This is a genomic window from Corynebacterium sp. HMSC30G07 (genome assembly GCF_001806945.1).
GTDB lineage: Bacteria > Actinomycetota > Actinomycetes > Mycobacteriales > Mycobacteriaceae > Corynebacterium > Corynebacterium riegelii.
In genome coordinates this window covers 18,725-39,840 of sequence record NZ_KV786468.1, presented here as the reverse complement: position 1 = coordinate 39,840, position 21,116 = coordinate 18,725, and the positions used below count along the sequence as shown (strand labels likewise).

Here is a 21,116-nt window from a genome sequence, read left to right as displayed (position 1 = left end):
TTTGTCCTGAACAGCCACCCCTGTATGCTATTTAGCATTCTCACCGGCCTGGCCTGCCGGAGAACGAGTACATGTACCGATAAAGAAACGAGGAAACCCAGTGGGTTCAGTAATTAAGAAGCGCCGCAAGCGTATGTCCAAGAAGAAGCACCGCAAGATGCTCCGCCGCACTCGTGTGCAGCGTCGTAAACTTGGCAAGTAAGCCTTAGGTTTTGGGCCCGCTCTGGTTGGAGCGGGCCTTTTTCGTTTAATCCTGACAAATGTGACAATTTGGGGTGGCCCATTGGAGTGCGACCTGGGGAAACGCAAATTGCGTTGTCACATTTGTCAGCCGGACGTCCAGGCGGCACCCAGGCGGCGCCTCGGATCCTGAATTTGTTTCCCGAAATCGGCCAAAGAATTCAGTTTCCCCAGGTCGCTAATGGCCTCAGGCCAAAAGAATTCAGGATTCTCTTTTCCTGACTGCCTTTTCGCAACCACTCGGGCACGGCCGGAATGCAACAATCCGGCGATTGCTTCAGTGGCAGCGAATTTCGGTCGGCCGTCCGCCCGCACCATTTAAACCTAGGATCGGGTTTGAGACCGCTGTTCACTTAACCCCCTTTCGAGGGTTCTACTGAGAGAGGACCATTTCAATGACCACTCCCAATGTTGACCCGACCGAGATTTTCAAGCCCACCAAGCTTGGTCCAGTTGAGTTGCGAAACCACTTCATCAAGGCTGCGACGTCTGAGGGGCGTTCGCCAAATGGCAAAGTCACTGATGAACTGATTGCGTACCACGAGGGTTTTGCCGCTGGTGGTATCGGGATGACCACCCTGGCGTACTGCGCTACCTCGAAGCGTGGCTTTTCGGCACCAGGCCAGATCTTGATGGAACGTGATTCCCTGCCTGGACTGAGGGATTTCACTGCCACGATGCATGCTCACGGCGCGAAGGCATCTTCCCAGCTTGGGCATGCCGGGCCAGTGGCTACGCGTCCGCTGATTGGGGAAACCCCCTGGGCGCCGTCGAAGTTCTTCAGCCCCACAAGCTTTAACTACTGCAAGGGGATTTCGAAGGCAGAGATTCAGCAGGCCATCCGCGAGTTTGCTGATGCTGCGGAGCTAGCCGCAGAAGCTGGATTCGATGCGCTCGAGTTGCACTTCGGTCACCTCTACCTGCCGTCGAGCTTCCTGTCGGGCTGGATCAACCGCCGAGATGATGAGTACGGCGGCCACATTGAGAATCGCTCCCGCTTTGTCCGCGAGATCGCCGCAGCGGTGAAGGAGCGGGTGGGTGATGATGTTGCGATCATTGCCAAGATGAGCATGACGGATGGCATTCCGGGCTCCATTACCTTGCCAGATTCGTTGCAGACTGCGCAGATGCTGGATGCTGACGGCAACATTGACGCACTGCTGTTGACTCAGGGCTCCTCCGTGTTGCGGCAAATGTGGCTGTTCAGGGGCGATGTGCCCGTGGACGGGTTTGCTGAGCACATGCCATTTCCTTTCGACGTTGGCGTCAAGCTCTTTGGCAAGAAGATGATGGGCGACTTCCCGTACGAGGACATGTACATGTTCGATGATGCCCGTCAGTTCTTAGACAAGGTGAAGAACACCAAACTCATCCTGCTGGGTGGTCTGACCCGGCGTGAGCACTTTGAATTGGGGTACAAGGAAGGCTTTGAGTTCTTCGAGATTGGCCGCGCGTTGCTACGTGAACCGGACATGATTCAGAAGATTGAAAAGCAGCCTGAGTACAGGACGCTGTGCGACCACAATAACTACTGCATGCCGAGCGTTTTTGGACGCACGCATTGTGTGTACTCGCCTGACTACGCTGCGACTCCGGAGGATCGTCAGATTCGTCCAGAAGAAACCGCCGGTGCTTCCGGGTCGATGTATGACGGCATGACCGCCAAGGAGAAGGAGAAGTACGGTCTCTAACTCCGTTAGGGTTCCGGACGCCCAGGCGGCGCCTCGAATCCTGAATTTGTTTCCCGAAATCGGCCAAAGAATTCAGTTTCCCCAGGTCGCTAATGGCCTCAGGCCAAAAGAATTCAGGATTCTCTTTTCCTGACTGCCTCGGGAACGGCGAGCGACGAAACAATCCCGGTAGTACATGCAGTCACCTGGGCGTTTAGGGGGCGTAATGTAGCAATTCGGAAATTACTGCGGTGGAGGGCCTCAGCGGAGGGCCTAAGCGGAAGGCTTAAGCGGAGCGCCTAAGCGGCCTTTCGGCGCCGAGCAACCTTGACCGCCGCGCCGACAACACCAGCGACGGCAACAGCAGGGATGGCGTAGGAGCGGATGAGGCGGCGCATGGAGCGGTAGTCGCGAATCTCCCAGCCGCGCTGCTTAGCGTGGTGGCGCAACTGGTGGTCCGGGTTGATGGCCACGGCGGCACCGACCATCTCCAGCATCGGTAGATCATTGATGGAATCGGAGTAGGCGGTGCAACGCTCCAGGTCCAACTGTTGGAGGGCAGCAAGTGCCGCAACGGCGTGTTGCTTACCCGGGCCGTGGAGGATGTCACCAACCAGGCGGCCGGTGAATACGCCGTCTTCTTCCTCGGCAACCGTGCCAAGTGCGCCGGTGAAGCCGAGGCGCTCTGCCAGTGCCTGGCCAATCTGGACAGGTGTTGCGGAAACCAACCACACCTGTTGGCCTGCGGCGAGGTGCATAGCCCCGAGTTCTACGGTGCTTTGGTACGCCTTGGTCAGCATGTGGCGGTCCACAATCTCGGCGCAGAGCTCCTTGAGCTCAGCGACAGACTTGCCCTTGACTAGGCCTAAGGCTTGCTCGCGGCCGGAGGCGATGTCATCAGCGTTTTCGGATCCGGACACGCGGTATTTCACTTGCTTGACCAGGGCCGGGAAGATCTCACGAAGTGTGATGTAGCGGCGCTTGGCTAGCTGTTGGCCCAAAAGGATAAGCGAGGAACCCTGGATCAGGGTGTTATCAATGTCGAAAAACGCCGCGGCGCCGGGATCCTGGGGGATGTCCGGGTCCGGCTGGTTGAGCTTGGGGCGCCCTGCGGTAGCAAAGGCGCCGCCGACAGAATCAACGCCGAGGGCGAATTCCTCAATGCCGATGCCGAAGGTTTCCTCGATGGCGGCTGCGGCGGCCGCTTCGCCGGCGGCGCGTTGCGCCTCTGCGTCGAGCGGGGGCAGTGCCAGGTCCTCAAAGAAGCGGCGCAGGTTGCCGTGGGAGACGGACCACTGGGCAAGGAGTTCGCTGGGCTCGGCCATGGGGTTCCTCGGTTGCGGTTGAGGTTGGTGATCTAGCTGTTGGTTAACGCTAGCTGTCTGTTAGCGTTAACGAGTTAACTTGCACATCGTACCTAACAAACGCGCCTCAGGCGCCACCAAACCAGAACTGGAGGACCTTCAAATATGAGGACTGTAGAACTCATGGTGAGGCAGGGTTGCGGTTCGTGTGTGAGGGTTGAGGGGGAGGTTCGGCGGGTCGTCGATAAGCATGAAGCTCTCATGCGAGTTGTGGATGTGGATACGGACCCTGAGCTGGCATTGGAATACGGGGACCGGGTGCCGGTTGTGGTGATTGACGGTGATGAGTTCGCGTGCTGGGAAGTGGATGCGGACGAGTTGGACGCAGAGCTTCGCCATTAGAGGGCTATACTTTAGTTTGATTTTTTGGTGAGTTGGAGGAGATTGGGTGAGCGTACTCGTTGTGGGGATGTCCCACCGCTCGGCTCCTGTCGCGTTGCTTGAGCGGCTGAGTATGGACGAGGCGGTGCAGGACACGACTGCAACAGCGTTGGTGGCGCAGCCGTCTCTAAGCGAAGCCATGATTATCTCCACCTGCAACAGGCTGGAGATTTACGCAGTTGCGAACGCGTTCCACGTTGGTGTGGAGGACGTGCTGAAGGTACTGGCTGACGTCTCTGGGGTCAGTGAGGCGGAGCTGCGCGGCTACCTGTACGTACGTTACGCGGATGCGGCTGCAGAGCACGTGTTCTCCGTGGCCTCTGGGCTGGATTCCATGGTGGTGGGGGAGCAGCAGATTATTGGCCAGGTGCGCGCGGCGTATCTGGATGCGGCGGAACGCGGCACGGTTGGGCCGACGCTGCATTCGCTGGCGCAGACCGCGCTGCATACGGGCAAGCGTGTGCATACGGAAACCGCGATTGATGAGGCCGGTGGGTCCATGGTCACCTTCGCCTTGGATGAGGCGATGGCGGAGATGGGCGTGGATACGCTTGAGGGGCACACGGCGCTGGTGTTGGGTGCTGGCGCGATGAGTTCTTTGGCCGCAACGCAGCTAGGCAAGCGCGGTGTGGACAAGCTGATCATTGCTAACCGCACGCGTTCGAGGGCGGAGCGGCTGGCGGAGCACGCGCGGGAAGCTGGAGTGCCTGCGGAAGTGGTGGACTTCAACGCGCGTGCGGGTGCGATTTCGCGCGCGGACATCACGGTTTCCGCCACGGCGTCTGACGGTTTCACCATCACTGCGGAGGATCTTTCGGGTCCGGCGGTGTTGGTGGATTTGTCGCTGCCGCGCGATATTGCAGATGATGTGGCAACGCGCGAGGGCGTGCGCCTGATCAACATTGAGTTTTTGCACAAGAAGCGCACTGCCAAGGGGGATTCGGCGGATGTTGTGGCGGTGCAAAACGCCAAGGAGATTGTGTCTGAGCAGGTTCGGGAGTTTTCCTCCCAGCAGCGCGTGCGCGAGGTGGCGCCGGCGGTGGCTCGGCTTCGCAGTAGCGCCACCGAGGTCCAGGAATTCGAGTTGGAGAAACTCAGGGCCAGGCTTGTCGACGTCAGCGAGGACGACTTTGCCCAAATCCAACGCACCGTACGCCGCGTAGTGGACAAGTTGCTGCACACGCCGACGGTGAAGATTAAGGAGCTGGCGGCGACAACGGACACTGTTAGCGTGGATACGGTGTTCGAGGAGTTGTTCGGCTTGGGCCGTTCCTCTGTTGCCGTTGATGCGGGGAGCTTGCCGCGTCCGGAAGAAATGCAGGCCAAAATGCAGGTCAAGGAGCTGTAACATGTTGCGCATTGGTACTCGTGGATCTCACCTTGCTACTACCCAGGCAGGGCACGTCAGGGACTGGCTGATTGCAGGTGGTGCCCCGGCGGAGCTGCACATTGTGACCACCCCTGGTGATTTATCGCAGGCACCGGTTGAGCGCATCGGTGTGGGCGTGTTTACGTCCGCGCTGCGTGATGCGTTGTTTGCCGGTGAGGTGGATGTTGCCGTGCACTCGTTTAAGGATTTGCCGACGGCGCCGGAACCACGCGCACACCTGATTGTGCCGAAGCGTGAGGATAACCGTGAGGCGCTGATTGCTCGCGACGGTTTGACGTTGGCGGAGCTGCCGCAGGGCGCGAAGGTGGGAACGTCGGCGCCGCGCCGCATCTCACAGCTGCGTGCGCTGCGCCCGGACCTGGACATTCGCCCGCTGCGCGGCAACATTGAGCGCCGCATGAGCTTTGTTACCTCTGGTGAGTTGGACGCGATCATGTTGGCGTACGCGGGTCTGAGCCGCGGCGGGTATGCGGATCGCGCCACCGAGGTGTTTTCGCCGGAGGTGCTGGTGCCGGCGCCGGCGCAGGGTGCGCTGGCAGTGGAGTGCCGCGCGGGCGATGCGGACAACGCCGCACGTATTGATGCGCTGGCCTGCCCGGACGCCACCGTCCAGGCGACGGCGGAGCGCCAGGTGCTGGCAACGCTGCAGGCTGGCTGCACCGCGCCGGTTGCTGCTCACGCAACGCTGGATGGTGACACGCTGACGCTGACCGCAGGCGTATTCGCCCTGGACGGCTCGAAGCAGGTTGTGGAAACCCAGACTGGGCAGCGCTCGAATCCGGTGGCGCTTGGCCAATCTGTGGCGGAAGCGTTGGTGGCACGCGGCGCAATGCCGTTGATGTAAGCACGGGCGTAAAACGCATATAAAAAACACAGGCGTTTTTGAATCCTGGGCACTCCACTTTAAGGTGGAGATACCAAACGCTTTCACGTCTCGGCACAGCGGGGTGGCATAACGGCACCCTCGTCCGCGCCGAGACAACTATTTGTGCCTAGAAAAGTTCACTGTATGACAAAGATCATCTTCGTCGGGGCAGGCCCGGGAAACCCTGATCTGCTGACCATCCGTGCACGCGAGGTGCTGGAGTCCAATGCTATCGCGTTGGTTGATCCGGAGGTCTCTCAGGGTGTCCGTAACGTTGTTGCGGCAGGTCTTCCCGTCCCCCAGTCCAAGCTCGACGCGGCGAACGCGGAGTATGAGCAAATGGTGCTTGAGGCAAAACAGGCTGGTGCGCGCCGGAAACCTCCACGCCCGGAGCTGCCAACGGCGGCTGAGGTTGAGGAGTTGGCTGCGGGGGTTGACGGGGTTGTAGATAAGCTGAAAAATGCCCTTGAGCAGGCGGAAGCACTGTATGAGCAGGGCGATGGCGGCGACGGTGATGTGGTGCGCCTGGTCAGCGGCAACCCGCTGACGCGCGATTCGGTGATGGCGGAGGTGTCCGCGGTTGCTGCCGCTGGCCTGGAGTTTCAGGTGGTGCCGGGCATGAGCCTGCCGTCCACCGTGCCTTCCTTCGCCGGCATTGCGCTGGGCTCCACCTACACCGAGGCGGATCTGGCGAATGAGACCGTGGACTGGGATCAGCTGGCCACCGCGCCGCAGCCGCTGGTGTTCCAGGCAACGCAGGAGCACCTGCCGCAGATGGCTAAGGAGCTGATGGATCGCGGTTTTGCGGCCAGCACTCCAGTAGCGGTGACCACGCACGGCACGACGCGTTTGCAGCGCACGTTTGATGCGACGCTGCAGACCGTGGCCAAGCTGGACGCGGACCTGACCGGTCCGCTGGTGGTGACCTTGGGTACCGTGCCGGATGAACGCGCGAAGTACTCCTGGTGGGAAAACCGTCCGCTCTACGGCTGGCGTGTGCTGGTGCCGCGTGCCAAGGAGCAGGCTGGGTCGATGAGTGCGCGCTTAAGCTCCTATGGCGCAATCCCGCAGTCTGTGCCCACCATTTCCATGGAGCCGCCGCGCAACCCCGCGCAGATGGACCGTGCGATCAAGGGTATTGTTGAGGGCCGCTACCAGTGGGTGGTGTTTACCTCCGTCAACGCTGTTGATGCGGTGTGGGACAAGTTTGCTGAGCTGGGTTTGGATGCGCGTTCCTTTGCCGGCGTGCACTTGGCTGCGGTGGGGCAGAAGACTGCGGACGCTGTGCGTGCCCGCGGCATGATGCCGGAGCTGTTGCCGCACCGCACGAAGCAAAACGCTGCTGGCCTGGTTGAGGTGTTCCCGGAGTACGTCGAGGACATTGACCCGGTGTCGCGTGTGCTGCTGCCGCGCGCTGACCTGGGTACGGACGTGCTGGTGGACGGCCTTTTGGAGAAGGGCTGGGAAGTAGATGACGTGGTGGCGTACCGCACCGTGCGCGCCGCCCCGCCTGCACCTGAGGTGCGCGACATGATCAAGACCGGCGGTTTTGATGCCGTGTGCTTCACCTCTGCTTCCACCGTGAAGAACCTGGTTGGCATTGCTGGTAAGCCGCATCAGCGCACCATCATCGCCTGCATCGGCCCCATGGCGGCGGCTGAGGCGAAGGAGCAGGGCCTGCGCGTGGACGTGGTGCCGGAGGTTGCGGATGTGCCTTCGCTGGTCGACGCTTTGGCGGAGCACGTTGCGGAACTGCGCGCCGCTGGCCAGCTGCCGCCCCCGCGCAAGAAGCGTCGTGCACGCCGGAAACCCGCTGAGGTAGAGACGGCCGCTGCAGCAGTTGCGGACGGAGCTGCGAGCGGGGAATAGGATGGGGCGCATGTCTTATGACTCCGCTATTGACCTGACCATGCTGCGCCGCCCGCGGCGCCTGCGCCAAAACCCGAAGATCCGTGAGCTGACGGCGGAAACCCGCCTGCACCCAGCGGACTTCATCCTGCCGCTGTTTGTCGCAGACGGCATTGACGCCAAGCGCGAGATTTCCTCCATGCCAGGCGTGTACCAGCACACCACGGACAGCCTGAAGGCCATCTGCCACGAGGCGTTGGAAGCTGGCGTGACGTGCGTGGACCTCTTTGGTGTTCCGCGTGATGAGGATAAGGACGCTACGGGTTCGGTGTCCTGGGATGAAAACGGCATTCTGAACCGCAACCTGGCTGCACTCCGTGAGGAGTTCGGCGATGACCTGCTGATCATGGCGGACACCTGCCTGGATGAGTTCACGGACCACGGCCACTGCGGCGTGCTGGAGACGGACCGTTTTGGCCAGGAGATCGTGGCTAATGACGCAACGCTTGAGCTCTACGTGAAGATGTCGCTGGCCCAAGCCGCCGCAGGTGCCCACATTGTGAGCCCATCCGGAATGATGGACGGCCAGGTCGCTGTCATCCGTGAGGCGCTGGATAGCGCTGGCTACCAGGATGTGGCGATTATGGCGTACTCCGCGAAGTACGCCTCCAAGTTCTTCGGCCCGTTCCGCGACGCGGTCGGCTCCTCGCTGAAGGGCGATCGTCGCACCTACCAGCAGGACCCGGCAAACATCCGAGAGTCCATCCTGGAAACCCAGCTGGATATTGATGAGGGCGCGGACTTTGTCATGGTCAAACCCGCCATGCCGTACCTGGACGTGCTGGCCAAGGTAGCGGAGATGTCGCCGGTGCCGGTTGCCGCCTACCAGGTTTCTGGCGAGTACGCGATGCTGGTTGCCGCTGGCCAAAACGGCTGGATCGACTTTGAAGAGACCATGATGGAATCCCTCATTGGCATCAAGCGCGCTGGCGCGAACCAGATCCTGACCTACTACGCCATTGAGGCCGCCAAGCGCCTCAACCAAGCAGGAGGCGTGCGTGGTTAGCCTGCCGCCGGGGCCAACTGGGCCCTCAAGGCCTTCAGGGCCAACTGGTGCCCCGAGCAACCCTAACTCCGCCTCCCACGTTGACCCGGAGGCCGCCCACGGCGGCAAGCCGGAAACGGTGCGCTACATGCTGGCGTGCTGGGCGGTCATGATCGGTGGTGAGCTGTTGCACCAAGCGTTGACCACGGTTGCGCTGCTGATGGACCCCTCCCAGCTGATCGCCTCCGCCAAGGAAGCGTCGAAGCAGACGGGAGCCGTGTCCGAGGCCATGTCCGAAGGGCTGTTAAACGTTGCGGTGTGGGGTTCGGTTGCGCTGATGGCGTTGGTCCAGCTGGCTATTTTGGGGTTATTTGCGTTCGCGTTGGCGTCGATAAGCAGGCAGCGCAAATGGGCAGGAACCGCACGCAGGCTGCTGATGGTGTTCTCAGTGTTTTTCGCTCTGCGTGCGCTGATGGTGTTTGCCATGCGCCCAGCTGGCACGACGGTGCCGCTTGCGTTCTACGCCTTCGACGGGGTTATCCAAATCATGCTTGGCGTGGCGGGGGCGCTGGGGCTGTTCTACGCTTCCCAGAAGGAATCGGCTGATTGGGTAGACACCGGCGCCGGCAAAAACGGAGCTAAAGGAGCCTAAAACATGGCGGGCATGTTTCCAACGATGGTTGCGGACCCGAATGACCGCAACCGCAGGCACACAGATGCGGCCACGGAGACCTGGCCGAAGTCACTCAAAGTGGCGTATTGGCTGGTTGTTGCTGCCGCAGTGCTGATGTTGGTAACAGCCGTTGACCTGTTTGGCACTGTATTTTTGGGCACTTACCTGCCGCCGGATCTTGATACTGATGTGACTCGGTCGCTGCTGCTGAACACGCGCATTGTTGCCGTGGGCAATATTGTGTTGGCCCTGGGGCTGGCGGCGTGCGCGGCGTTTTTTGAGCGCGGTTCAAAGCGTGCGCGCCGGGTGGCGTCTGTGTTGGTGATGCTCACCGCGTTTGTGAACTTGGCCGGTTTTTTCGTGCACGCAGTTGGTTTTGTGGCGTTTGCCATTGTGGTCCTGCTGGCGTTTGCTGGTTTCTTTATGTTCCGGCCGGCGGCGAATGCGTTTGTGGATCACCGCAGTGGGGACCTGTGGGAAGGGCTGCGCTAAAGCGCAAGGTGAACCATGTCAGTTTCTGAAGATCTTTCCCGTTCGATTGAGCTTGCCCGCGATGCCGCCCGGCTTGCTGGTGTTGAGACCAGTGGGCAGAGCATGCGTATCGACGGTGGCGATGACGACCACCAACGCCGCAACATCTCGTATGCCTTTGAGTTGGTCGGCGTGAAGGATGCTCCGCAGCTGGCGGACATAGAAGTTGCGTTGGAAGAGATCCCGGGCGTGACCACGCGCATGGTGTATCCGACGTCAATGGCGTGGATTACGGCGCCGTCTGATGTGCATCCGGAGCAGCTGGAGAACATCATCCGCGCGTTTGGTGTGGATCCGGTGATGACGGACACCACATTGCAGCGCCAGGCGTTGCTGAAGGATGCGGTGGAGCCGCGTTCGCCGCGCAAGAGTACGCGTGGGATGTCGGTGCGGATTCGCCGCCGGCGCCGGGATGCGCAGGCGAGCCTGAGTGCCGCGCGTGATGCTGGCTTTGTGCGCCGTGCGCGTACCCGGTCCAGCTCTAATGACGTGCTGTTTACTGCCCGCGACCTGGTTACCCCGGCGAGGTTGATCACGGCAGTGGTGTTGTCGCTGCCGGTGATTGTGCTCAGTTACTCGCCGGCCGTGCAGTTCCCGGGCTGGCAGTGGCTGTGTTTGGCGCTGACTACGCCGGTGGCGTTTTGGTGCGCGTTGCCGTTCCACCGCGCGATGGCTGGTGGCGTGCGCCGTGGCCTTTCGGCGCTGGATGGCGCGAGTTCGGTCGCTGTGCTGGCGGCGTATCTCTGGTCTGTTGTAGCGCTGTTGTTTACGCCTGCGGGTGAGATCGGTTGGGTGTCTGCAACCGGGTGGACGCCCACGCGGCGCGGGGATGCGATGGATCTCTTCTTGGACGTCGCCTGCGGAGTCACCGCGTTGCTGCTGGTGGGGCGCTTTTACGCTAAGCGTGCTGGTGCGTCGTTGGTGGATCAGATGGCGCAGTTTACGCCGCCTTCAGATACGGAGTACAAGGTGATTCGCCGTGGTCACGGTGATGAAGAGGTGCTGCCGCTGTCTGAAATTAACCGCGGGGATGACGTGGAGGTTGGCGCCGGCCAAACCATTCCGGTAGACGGTGAGGTGGTTGGCGGCTCAGCGCATCTGGATCACGTGCTGGTTGGTGTGGATGCGGAGCCGAACGTGAAGGTGGGCGATGAGGTGGCCGCCGGGACGGTGGTTGACCGCGGCAAGATCAAGGTCCGTGCGCGTCGCACCGGCCATGCAACGAAGTGGGCGTGGGTGAGTCGTTGGGTGGAGGAGGCGTCGCGAAGAGAAAATGCTGCGACGATGGTCTCCACCCGCTCAGCCGGCATGATGATCCCGGCGGCGTATGCGCTGGCAGTGATTGATTTTGGGCTTTGGTGGCTTATCGACGGCAACATCAACGCCGCCTTCTCCACCGCCCTTGCCATCCTGGCTGTGGTGGCCCCGGTGGCGCTGGCAATTTCGCCTGCACTGGCGATCAGGCATGGCGTTGAGGCTGCGGCGCGCCACGCGATTTTGGTGCGCGATGGCGCAACCCTGCGCAAGTGCGAAGAAGTAGACACGGTGGTGTTTAACCGCGTGGGCACCCTGGTGGAGCCGGAGATGACCGTGGAGACGGTCACCGCCGCGGAAGGGGAGGACACCGAGGTTGTGCTGCTGGTTGCAGCAGCGCTGTTGGTGGAGTCCAACCACCCGTCCTCGCGTGCGATTGTTGCAGCGGCGCGTGAGGCGAAAGGCCACGGTGCCCCGTGGCGTGTGGATCTGGAGGAGTCCACCATCCACCAGGACGGCACCACCACCGGGCGCGTGACGCTTCGCCCCGTGGTTGACGGGCGTGCGGCCGATGATGATGAGGTCACCTACCTGGACGCGGAACTGTGGCGCCCCACAAACCTGTCGCGCCTGAAGGGGCGTTTGGCGCTGGCGGCGGTTAGCGGCGGTGCGCCGATTGTGGTGCGTTGGAAGAACCGTGACCGAGGTGTGATCACGCTGCATGACCCGGAGAAGCAGGATGCGGCGGATGCGGTTGATCGTCTAGAAGCAATGGGCACCTCCACTGTGATGCTGACGCGTGACACCTACGCGGTGGGGCGCCGCTTTGCCAACATGCTGGGCATGTCCTCGGTGCTGGCGGGTGTGACCGCGCATGACAAAGCGGGTGCCGTACGCCAACTACACAGCCGTGGGGCGAACGTAGCCATGGTGGGTTCCCTGTCAGTGCTGGACGTTATTGAGGTCGGTGACCTTGGCGTTTTGTATGCCGAGGAGGATTTCTTCGAAAGCAACATGAAGAAAAACACCGAGCTTGAGATCGATGCACTGGTTATGCGCGATGACGTCATGGCAGTGCCCCAGCTGCTTGAGCACGGCCGGCGCGTGTCCCGCATCATTGACTCCAACATGGCGTTTGCCCTGATCTACAACGCGGCGGCCGTTGCCCTTGCCATGAGCGGTGTGCTGCCACCGATGGGTGCCACGCTGGTCATGCTAGGTAGCTCGTTGATCATCGGGCAACGCTCCTCGCGCGCCGGGCGTTTCCCTTCCTAAATTTCCCGCGGTAAAGGAGCTGGCGGATCTGAAGTAGGCTTGTAAGCCATGACCAGACGTGAGCTTGTTAATGCCCCGCTTCTTCAGGCTGCTAACGGCCAGACCCCGTCGCGCACCCCGGTGTGGTTTATGCGCCAGGCGGGCCGCTCCCTGCCGGAGTACCTCAAGGTACGCGAAGGCATCCCCATGTTGGACTCCTGCTTCATGCCCGAGCTGCTGGCGGAAATCACGATGCAGCCGGTGCGCCGCCACGATATGGATGGTGCGATCCTGTTTTCTGACATTGTGGTGCCGCTGAAGGCCGCCGGTGTTGGCGTTGAGATTGTGCCGGGCCGCGGCCCGGTGATGGATCAGGCGATCACCTCGCGTGCGGACGTGGATAACCTGCCGATTCTGGACCACCACGTGGAAGAGGTGGCCAAGGGTATTGAGATCATCCTGGGTGAGCTGAAAGATACCCAGGCGCTGATCGGTTTCGTGGGCGCGCCGTTTACGCTGGCCAGCTACCTCGTTGAGGGCGGCCCCAGCAAGAACCACGAGAAGACCAAGGCCATGATGCACGGGGATCCGGAAACCTGGCACGCGCTGATGCGTCGCCTGGTGCCCACCATCACCACGTTCCTGCGCACCCAGGTTGAGGCAGGCATTGACGCGATGCAGCTGTTCGACTCTTGGGCGGGCTTCCTCACGGAGGCGGATTACCGCGAGCACGTGTTGCCGTACTCGGTGGAGATCCTGGAGACGGTTGCAGGTGAGATCCCGCGTATCCACTTCGGTGTTGCTACCGGCGAGCTGCTCGGCGCCATGTCTGAGGCAGGTAGCGAGGTTATGGGTGTGGATTGGCGTGTGCCGTTGGATGTGGCGGCGAAGCGTTTTGCCTCCCCACGCGTGCTGCAGGGCAACCTGGATCCGGCGATGCTGTTCGCGGGCACCGATGTGGTGCGCGAGGAGGTCACCCGCATTAAGGCTGAGGCTGCCCGCGCGGTCGAAGTGGGGGATGCCACCGGCCACATCTTCAACCTCGGCCACGGCGTTTTGCCCACCACGGATGCGGATGCGATCACAGAAGCCGTACGCATTATTCACGAGGAGGCGTAGAAAGCGTGAACGTTGCCATTATTGGCGCAGGTCTTGCGGGCTTGACTGCAGCCTATGAGCTGCGCCGTTTGAGCGAGGCTGAAGGCGTAACTGATCTGCGTGTGGATGTCTACGAGGCGACCGATCGCATCGGCGGCAAGCTCTACACCGTGGCGTTTGAAGCCGGGCCGACGGACATGGGCGCGGAGGCGTTCATGGCGCGCAGGAAAGATGCTGTGGAGTTTTTCACCGAGCTGGGTCTCGGCGACTCTTTGGTGGAACCTTCGGGTCTGCGCTCCTTGGTGTGGGTTGACGGTACGGCGCGTGAGCTGCCAACCGGCGGCGTGATGGGTATCCCGTCTTCCTCCGAGGGCGTGAAGCACCTGGTAAGCGAAGAGACTGCGCAGCGCATTGACCAGGAAGGCGAGCAGCCCGGCTTCGAGTGGGAAATCGGCGGTGACATAAACCTCGGCGCCCTTGTTCGCGAGCGCTACGGCAACGAAGTGGTGGACAACATTGTCACCGCACTGCTGGGCGGCGTGTACTCCTGCACTGCCGATGACCTGGGTGTTCGCGCGACTGTGCCGCAGCTGGCGGCGGAGCTTGACCGCCTTGCCGCGGATGGCCCCGTGCACTTGTCTACAGCCGTGGCCAACTTGGAGGCCGCGCGCAGGGAGCTACCCACCGGCCACGGCGCCGTGTTCAACTCCTTCCGCGAGGGCTACCAGGAGGTCTACGAGGCACTGGCGGAGCAGTCCGGTGCCAACATCTACATCGACGCGTTTATCTCCGCCCTGACTCGCGACGGCTCCGGCTACCGCCTCAAAGGCGGTGAAGATGTGGTGTATGACCAGGTCATTCTCGCTGTGCCTGCCCCGACGGCCGCGCTGCTGCTGAAGAGCGTTGCCCCCGAAGCCTCTGCTGCGCTGAAGTCGGTGCAGCTGGCGAACTCCGCGGTGGTGGGCATGCGTTTCGCCACCGATGAGGGCCTGCCGCAGAACTCCGGCGTGCTGGTAGCCAACGGTGCTCAGGACGTGCACGCCAAGGCGTTCACGCTGTCTTCCCGCAAGTGGCCGCACCTGGCTGCGCGCGGCGGCGCGCTGGTGCGCGCCAGCTTCGGCCGCTTCGGCGACACCGTGGCGCTGTCCGCCAGCGAGGACGACCTTGTGGACTGGGCGTTGGACGACCTACGCACCATCACGGGTTTCGACGGCCGCGAGGCCGGCCTCGAAGAAATCTACGTCCAACGCTGGTTCGGGGGCCTGCCGCGTTTCGACGCCACGCACCTGACCACCGTCGCCACCGTCAAACAACTGCTCGCCGACGCGTTGGCGGGCGCTGGTGGCGCTGGTGGTGACAGTGCTGGTGGCGCTGGTGCTGGTGCTGGTGGTGACAGTGCTGGTGGCGCTGGTGGCGTGAGTGTGACTGGCGCTTGGGTCGCCGGCGTTGGCGTGCCCGCGGTGATTGCAGACGCCCGCGCCGTCGCCGCCGACGTTCTGAAGTCCTAGCTGAGCCCCTGTTCGGTTCTGTACCCGTCGCCCCGTGGTCGCCGAACAGCTACCAAAGGTAGATATGCAGGGGAAGATATGCAGGTTCGCAGGTCACGGGATATTTTCATTAACGGGGCCCTTATTGAAAAAACGCTCTGACCATTACTCCTGCATATCTTCCCCTGCATTTCTTCACCTGCATATCTGTTGAAGCCGGACTTGGTTTGGGCTCGGCTTGGACTTGGCGTGCACTCGTGTGGAGGGGCTGTACCGCCGACATTGGTTACGGCATCAATTCCTGGGCGCATGACGAAACCCCCATCGCCACACCAACCGGAGTTGGTGCGATGGGGGTTTCGCGTTGCTGACCGTTATTGACCGCTGTCTAGCGCGACTTACTTGGTCTCGGTTGCAGTGGAGTCCGTTGCAGTGTCTGCAGTGGAGTCAGAGCTGGAGCCAGTGCTGGAGTCTGCAGTGCCAGTGGTGCCGCTGACGGTGGAGTCGGTCGTCGTTGCGTCGTCAGCGCCGGTGTCGTTGCAAGCAGCCAGGCCGGTGGATGCGAGCAGAACAGCAGCAGCGGTAGCAGCAAAGCGGGTCTTGGTGTTGGACATGTCGGTTCTCCTTTATCTAAAACAGCTATTTCGTGCCAGCTGTGTTTCGCTAGCCCCATCATTGATACGAGCCGTTTCTGTATGTTGGTTGAATTTTGATTCAAAATCCCCATGTAATCTCACGTCGATTGGATCAGTAGCGCGAATTATTGCTCAGAGTTTCTGCCATGGGTTCGTCTGCACTGTGTTCTGCACTAGGTTGATTCCCTATGAGCGACAACGTGAGCGCCGGCGAGCCAAACGCCGAGCCAACCACCGCCGAAACCACCAACAAGGAATGGTGGGAAGAAGACGGCCTGCCGTGGAACGGTAAACCGTCAAAGGCGGACTACTGGTGTCTTGGCTGGTTCGGGTTTGTCGGCCTGTTCGGCCTGGCCATGATCCCGCTGCGGGCCTGGCTGCTGGGACTAGACCCGCCGATCATGCTGGCGTTGACGGGTTCGAGGTTGGGCGCGGCGTCGACAGGAGCACTGGCGGCGGTGGGCCAAGCACCACACTGGCTGCTGTACCTGCTGATCGGCTCACTGGTTGCCATCAAGTTTGACTGGATCTACTGGTGGGCAGGCAAGCTGTGGGGTCGGGGAATTTTGGAGGTCCAAGCATCCAACTCCAAACGCGCCGCCAAAAACATCGAGCGTGTTGAGTACTGGGCGCTCAAACTCGGCTGGCTCGGCATTTTCTTGGCGTATGTACCGATTCCGCTGCCCATCGCCTTCGTCGTGTTCGTGCTCATGGGCATGACCGGGATGCCGCTGTGGAAGTTCATGGTCCTGGACTTTGTGTCCAAGACGCTGTGGTCCTTCCTGTACCTGGGCCTTGGCTGGTGGATCGGCGAGCCTGTGGTCACCGTGTTGGACCACTACGCCAAGATTGCCAACTACATCGCCCTCGCCCTGGTGGTTGTGGTGTTTATCGGGGTGTTCCGGAGGCAGTCCAAGGCGAAGCCGGCCAAGCCGCAGGCTTAAACGTTCGTTGCACTGACAAATTTGACAATTTCCCCTCTCTGTCAGGGTGGCGACCTGGGGAAATGTCAATCGGCTCGTCAAATTTGTCAGCCTGACCCAACGGGAGATGAAACAATTCCCGGAGGGTGAGCAGCCACCTGGGGAAATAGGCGCCGGAATGCACTAATCTGGAGATTGGTGCAGCGGCGCGCCCAAAACCGGCCCCAAAACCAACCCCAAAACCGGCCCCAACCACCCCCAGAACTACACGTCGCGGTTAACCACCACGGAGGACAGGTCCTTGTCGCCATTGCCGGCGGCCTGCTGTGCTTCCAAAGAGCGCAGGGCTGCGGCGACGGCGGGCAGGTCGGTGTCAGCGGCGTCAAGCATCAGGCGGGCATCCTTGGCAATGGCGTCAACGGAGAAGTCTCCAGGAGAAACAGAACGCTCACCCAGCAGGAACGGCGCCTTCATGTTCACGATGAACTCCAGGCCGGTGGAGCCGAGCATGGAAACCACCTCGGACTCCGAAAGGCCCTGGGAAAGGCCAAGGTCCAACGCCTCGCGGAAGCCTTCCAGGCTCACGGCCAGGGCCAGGTTGGCCAGCAGTTTGCCCACGGCGGCCTTGGCGGCGGTGTCTACTTCGCGCAGGCGCTCGGGGTTGGCGGCGGCCCAGGGGGAGACGGTTTGGGCGACTACGTGGCGTCGGCAAGCATCTGCTCCACCTACATAAACCCCCAGCTTGCCGGCGCGGGCGGGCGGCAGTGTGCCAACCACCGGGGTGTGGACGAAGCCGGGGACGGCGGCGGCGAACTCGGCGGCATCCGCAGGCGAAATGGTGGTGGAATCCGCCCAGGTCACATCAGGTGCGATCAAGCCGGGCTCAATGACAACTTCGCGGACCTCATCCGGCCCGAACAGTGAGGTGATGACCAGCTCAGCGCCCTCAACCGCCTCCTTCGGGGTAGCTGCGGCTCGTGCGTCGGCGGCAACCAAAGGTTCGGTTTTGGCTGCGGTGCGGTTCCAAACGGTGAGCTCGTGGTCATTAACAAGTTTGAGTGCAAGCTCAGTTCCCATGCGGCCGAGGCCTAAAAACGCGATCTTCATATGGCCTAGGATAGACAACCATGACCACGCAGGACTTTAGTCAAATGCCAACCTCAGCCAACACCAAGCGTTCAGCGGAGCTGTTTGCCCGCGCGCAGCAACTGACTCCGGGCGGTGTGAACTCGCCGGTGCGCGGTTTCGGCTCCGTCGGCGGCCAGACTCGCTTTATCAAGAGCGCGCATGGATCCAAGCTTATCGACGTTGATGGCAACGCCTACGTTGACCTGGTCAACTCCTGGGGGCCGATGATCAACGGCAACGCGCGCCCGGAAATCCTTGAGGCCGTCCAGGCGGCGATGGTTGACGGCCTGAGCTTCGGTGCGCCGACCGAGGCTGAGGTGGAGATTGCAGAGCACATTGTGCAGCGCACCAGCGTTGAAGAGGTGCGCATGGTCAACTCCGGCACGGAGGCGACCATGTCTGCGGTGCGTTTGGCGCGCGGTTTCACGGGCCGGCCGAAGATTATCAAGTTTGACGGCTGCTACCACGGCCACGTGGATGCGCTGCTGGCCTCGGCGGGCTCTGGTTTGGCAACGTTCTCGCTGCCGGACTCCCCGGGTGTGACCGGTGCGCAGGCGGCGGACACGATTGTGGTGCCGTACAACGACATTGATGCGGTGCGTCGTGCGTTTGAGGAAAACCCGGGCGAGATTGCCTGTGTGATCACGGAGGCCGCGGCCGGCAACATGGGCACCGTTGCACCGAAGGACAACTTCAACCAGAAGCTGAAGGATCTTGCGCATGAGCACGGCGCGCTTTTGATTTTGGACGAAGTGATGACCGGCTTCCGCACCTCCTACTCCGGCTGGTACGGCGTGGACGGTGTGGCGGGTGACTTGACCACGTTTGGCAAGGTCATCTCCGGCGGTCTGCCGGCGGCGGCTTTTGGTGGTCGTCGCGAGATCATGGAGAAGCTCGCACCGAATGGTCCGGTGTACCAGGCGGGTACCCTGTCCGGTAACCCGGTGGCGATGGCGGCGGGCTTGGCGTCGTTGAAGCTGGCCTCTGAGGATATTTACCCGCAACTGCACCGCAACGCGGACCTGTTGGGCAGCCTGATTAGCAGCGCCTTGACGCGCGAGGGCGTAGCCCACCACATCCAGCGTGCAGAGACGATGCTGTCCGTGCGCTTCGCGGAGGGCGCTGGCCACAACTTCGCGGACATGAAGGCTGCGGACACCTGGCGTTACCCGGCGTTCTTCCACGCGCTGCTGGACGCTGGCGTGTTTGCGCCACCGAGCGCGTTTGAAACCTGGTTCGTCTCCACCGCGCTGACGGATGAGGACTTTGGCCGTATTGAGGCGGCACTGGTTCCGGCGGCGAAGGCCGCGGCGCAGGCGGAGCCAACCGCATGACGCGCACCATCGTTCACCTTGTGCGCCACGGCGAGGTGTTTAATCCGCAGCGCATTTTGTACGGTCGCCTGCCGGACTATCACCTGAGCTCTCGTGGGCAGTCCATGGCTGCGGCCACCGCGGAGTTCTTCGAGGGCCGCGACGTGACCTACCTTGCGGCCAGCCCGCTTGAGCGCGCGCAGGAGACGGCGCAGCCGATTGCCCAGGTCACGGGTTTAAGCGTGGATACGTGCGAGGACATCCTTGAGGCCGGCAACACCTTTGAGGGGCTGCGCACCAAGGGGTGGCGTTCCCAGTTGTGGAACCCGAAGCGTTGGCGCTACATGCTCAAACCCTGGGAGCCCAGCTGGGGCGAGCCGTACGAGGAGATTTTCCAGCGTATGGATCGCGCCACTGAGCAGGCACGTCAGAAGGCCGAGGGCCACGAGGCGGTGTTGGTGAGCCACCAGTTGCCCATTGTCACGGTGCAGCGCTTCGTGCAGGGCAAGCCTTTTGCGCACGCCAGCCGCGAGTGTGACCTGGCAAGTGTGACGTCACTTGTGTTTGAGGGTGACGTTGTTATTGACTGGTCATATTCCACTCCGGCCGGACACATCTAGAAAACCCTGAGCCAAACCTTAAGAAAGCTACTTGTGAGAACGAAACGAATCCTGCCCGCACTTGTGTGCGCGCTCGCCCTTGCTGGTTGCTCAACTACTGGCGGCGATAGCGGCGGCACGTTCTCGTTCCACTCTCCAGGCGGCCAGGTTGAGATCCGCTATGACCAGGCAGACCGCAAGCCGTTGGCAAACTTCAGCGGTGAGTCGCTGATGGAGCCGGGCACCGATATCAACCTGGATGACTTCGCTGGCCAGGTCGTGGTGTTGAACGCGTGGGGCCAGTGGTGCGCCCCGTGCCGCGCGGAGGTTGATGATCTGCAGGAGGTCCAAGAGCACTTCGAGGAGATCGGCACGGGCACAGTACTTGGTATCAACGTGCGTGACCCGAACCCGGAGATTTCGCGCGACTTTCTTAAAGACAACGCGGTGACCTACCCGTCTTTGTATGACCCGCCGTTTAAAACCGCGGCGTTTCTCGGCGGCGTGCCTAGCTCCGTGATCCCAACCACCGTGATCCTGGACAAGGAACACCGCCCAGCGGCGGTGTTCCTGCGTGAGGTAAGCGCCCAGGACATTCTTGACGTGGTTGCAGAACTTGAGGCGGAGTAGCCGATGGGGGAGGCGTTTTCACAGCTAGCGGCAGAAGGGCCGCTGCTGCTTGGCATGCTGGCCGCGGCGTTGGCCGGGTTAGTCTCTTTTGCCTCCCCGTGCGTGATCCCGCTGGTGCCCGGCTACATTTCCTACCTCACGGGCGTGGTTGGCGGTGAGGTCAGCTACGGGGAGGACGGGCCGCGGGTGACTAGAAAACGAGGCGCGGTCGCCGGTGCCGCAGCGCTGTTCATTGCAGGGTTTACCGTGGTGTTCCTGTTGGCCACGGTCAGTGTGTTCGGGGCGATTAGCATGATTCGTCTCAACGCGGAGATGCTCATGCGCATCGGTGGTGTGGTGACCATCCTGATGGGCGTGGTGTTCATGGGTGCGGTCCCGGCGCTGCAGAAAGACACCCGCATGCAGCCGAAACGCTGGGCCACCATCTTCGGTGCGCCCCTTTTAGGCGGCGTGTTTGCGCTTGGCTGGACGCCGTGCCTTGGGCCGACGCTGGCTGCGATCATCTCCGTCGCCGCAGGTACTGAGGGCATGACGGCGGCGCGCGGCGCGATTCTGGTCACCGCCTACTGTTTGGGGCTGGGCTTGCCGTTTCTGCTTATCGCCATTGGCTCGGCGCGTGCGGTCAAGAGTGTGGATTTCCTGCGCAGGCATTCGCGCCAGATCCAGATCATCGGCGGTATCGCCATGATTGCGGTTGGCATTTTGCTGCTCAGTGGCGTGTGGGAGACATTTATTGGGTGGACGCGTCAGTTCACCGTCGGTTTCGGAGAGACAGTAATTTAAAGGAT

20 protein-coding genes are annotated in these 21,116 nt (G+C 61.7%); 17 read left to right on the top strand and 3 right to left on the bottom strand.

The window, feature by feature from the left end; all coding sequences use genetic code 11:
- Nucleotides 1–100: 100 nt before the first annotated feature.
- Both HMPREF3104_RS12090 and HMPREF3104_RS07600 read left to right on the top strand, forming a co-directional pair.
- Nucleotides 101–202 carry a 30S ribosomal protein bS22 gene (locus tag HMPREF3104_RS12090; RefSeq protein WP_003855542.1) on the top strand — a complete coding sequence of 34 codons (102 nt, stop codon included), beginning with the start codon at nt 101–103 and terminating at the stop codon, nt 200–202.
- Nucleotides 203–635: 433 nt separating this feature from the next.
- Entirely contained in the window at nt 636–1,931 is a 1,296-nt protein-coding gene (locus HMPREF3104_RS07600; RefSeq protein ID WP_070495042.1) for an NADH:flavin oxidoreductase, read from the top strand.
- A 278-nt stretch (nt 1,932–2,209) separates the two neighbouring features.
- Here the strand turns inward: HMPREF3104_RS07600 and HMPREF3104_RS07595 are convergent, their stop codons facing one another.
- Entirely contained in the window at nt 2,210–3,235 is a 1,026-nt protein-coding gene (locus HMPREF3104_RS07595) for an HAD family hydrolase (RefSeq protein WP_070495041.1), read from the bottom strand.
- 144 nt (nt 3,236–3,379) lie between these two features.
- On the opposite strand from HMPREF3104_RS07595, the gene HMPREF3104_RS07590 reads away from it, so the two are divergent.
- The 10 genes from HMPREF3104_RS07590 (at nt 3,380) to HMPREF3104_RS07545 (ending at nt 15,121) form a co-directional block, all read left to right on the top strand.
- Nucleotides 3,380–3,616, top strand: a complete 237-nt coding sequence (locus tag HMPREF3104_RS07590; RefSeq protein WP_070495040.1) for a glutaredoxin family protein — start codon at nt 3,380–3,382, stop codon at nt 3,614–3,616.
- A 46-nt stretch (nt 3,617–3,662) separates the two neighbouring features.
- On the top strand, nt 3,663–5,003 hold the full coding sequence (locus HMPREF3104_RS07585; RefSeq protein WP_083279001.1) for a glutamyl-tRNA reductase: 1,341 nt from the start codon (nt 3,663–3,665) through the stop codon (nt 5,001–5,003).
- Nucleotide 5,004: 1 nt separating this feature from the next.
- Entirely contained in the window at nt 5,005–5,889 is an 885-nt protein-coding gene (gene hemC, locus HMPREF3104_RS07580; protein WP_052205492.1) for a hydroxymethylbilane synthase, read from the top strand.
- Between the two features lie 165 nt (nt 5,890–6,054).
- Entirely contained in the window at nt 6,055–7,779 is a 1,725-nt protein-coding gene (locus HMPREF3104_RS07575; RefSeq protein WP_083279000.1) for a bifunctional uroporphyrinogen-III C-methyltransferase/uroporphyrinogen-III synthase, read from the top strand.
- Nucleotides 7,780–7,789: 10 nt separating this feature from the next.
- Nucleotides 7,790–8,824 carry a porphobilinogen synthase gene (gene hemB / locus HMPREF3104_RS07570; RefSeq protein ID WP_052206474.1) on the top strand — a complete coding sequence of 345 codons (1,035 nt, stop codon included), beginning with the start codon at nt 7,790–7,792 and terminating at the stop codon, nt 8,822–8,824.
- Complete coding sequence (locus tag HMPREF3104_RS07565) at nt 8,817–9,455, top strand: hypothetical protein (RefSeq protein WP_052205490.1); 639 nt, start codon at nt 8,817–8,819, stop codon at nt 9,453–9,455. The genes hemB and HMPREF3104_RS07565 overlap by 8 nt, the downstream gene beginning before the upstream one ends.
- Nucleotides 9,456–9,458: 3 nt before the next feature.
- Nucleotides 9,459–9,968 carry a hypothetical protein gene (locus HMPREF3104_RS07560; RefSeq protein WP_070495036.1) on the top strand — a complete coding sequence of 170 codons (510 nt, stop codon included), beginning with the start codon at nt 9,459–9,461 and terminating at the stop codon, nt 9,966–9,968.
- Between the two features lie 15 nt (nt 9,969–9,983).
- Complete coding sequence (locus HMPREF3104_RS07555; RefSeq protein ID WP_070495035.1) at nt 9,984–12,536, top strand: heavy metal translocating P-type ATPase; 2,553 nt, start codon at nt 9,984–9,986, stop codon at nt 12,534–12,536.
- A gap of 48 nt (nt 12,537–12,584) precedes the next feature.
- Nucleotides 12,585–13,634, top strand: coding sequence for a uroporphyrinogen decarboxylase (gene hemE, locus HMPREF3104_RS07550; protein ID WP_052205487.1), 1,050 nt, complete (start codon nt 12,585–12,587; stop codon nt 13,632–13,634).
- 5 nt (nt 13,635–13,639) lie between these two features.
- Nucleotides 13,640–15,121 carry a protoporphyrinogen oxidase gene (locus HMPREF3104_RS07545; RefSeq protein ID WP_070495034.1) on the top strand — a complete coding sequence of 494 codons (1,482 nt, stop codon included), beginning with the start codon at nt 13,640–13,642 and terminating at the stop codon, nt 15,119–15,121.
- A 377-nt stretch (nt 15,122–15,498) separates the two neighbouring features.
- Here the strand turns inward: HMPREF3104_RS07545 and HMPREF3104_RS07540 are convergent, their stop codons facing one another.
- Nucleotides 15,499–15,714 (bottom strand): hypothetical protein, encoded by a 216-nt coding sequence (locus tag HMPREF3104_RS07540; protein ID WP_070495033.1) that lies wholly within the window; start codon nt 15,712–15,714, stop codon nt 15,499–15,501.
- Nucleotides 15,715–15,923: 209 nt separating this feature from the next.
- Here HMPREF3104_RS07540 and HMPREF3104_RS07535 point away from each other — a divergent pair, with 209 nt between their 5' ends.
- Complete coding sequence (locus HMPREF3104_RS07535) at nt 15,924–16,679, top strand: DedA family protein (protein WP_070495032.1); 756 nt, start codon at nt 15,924–15,926, stop codon at nt 16,677–16,679.
- 243 nt (nt 16,680–16,922) lie between these two features.
- Here HMPREF3104_RS07535 and HMPREF3104_RS07530 read toward each other — a convergent pair whose 3' ends face one another.
- Nucleotides 16,923–17,765 carry an NAD(P)-dependent oxidoreductase gene (locus HMPREF3104_RS07530; RefSeq protein WP_070495031.1) on the bottom strand — a complete coding sequence of 281 codons (843 nt, stop codon included), beginning with the start codon at nt 17,763–17,765 and terminating at the stop codon, nt 16,923–16,925.
- Between the two features lie 20 nt (nt 17,766–17,785).
- Between HMPREF3104_RS07530 and hemL the strand changes: the two genes are divergently transcribed.
- From hemL to HMPREF3104_RS07510, 4 genes are read left to right on the top strand one after another with little or no spacing between them, the layout of a single operon-like run.
- The gene (gene hemL, locus HMPREF3104_RS07525; RefSeq protein ID WP_083278999.1) at nt 17,786–19,120 is read left to right on the top strand and encodes a glutamate-1-semialdehyde 2,1-aminomutase; all 1,335 of its coding nucleotides are present in this window, start codon (nt 17,786–17,788) and stop codon (nt 19,118–19,120) included.
- Complete coding sequence (locus HMPREF3104_RS07520) at nt 19,117–19,719, top strand: histidine phosphatase family protein (protein WP_070495029.1); 603 nt, start codon at nt 19,117–19,119, stop codon at nt 19,717–19,719. The genes hemL and HMPREF3104_RS07520 overlap by 4 nt, the downstream gene beginning before the upstream one ends.
- 33 nt (nt 19,720–19,752) lie before the next feature.
- Complete coding sequence (locus tag HMPREF3104_RS12305) at nt 19,753–20,328, top strand: TlpA disulfide reductase family protein (protein WP_052205482.1); 576 nt, start codon at nt 19,753–19,755, stop codon at nt 20,326–20,328.
- Between the two features lie 3 nt (nt 20,329–20,331).
- Nucleotides 20,332–21,111, top strand: a complete 780-nt coding sequence (locus tag HMPREF3104_RS07510; RefSeq protein ID WP_070495028.1) for a cytochrome c biogenesis CcdA family protein — start codon at nt 20,332–20,334, stop codon at nt 21,109–21,111.
- The last annotated feature ends 5 nt before the right edge of the window (nt 21,112–21,116 follow it).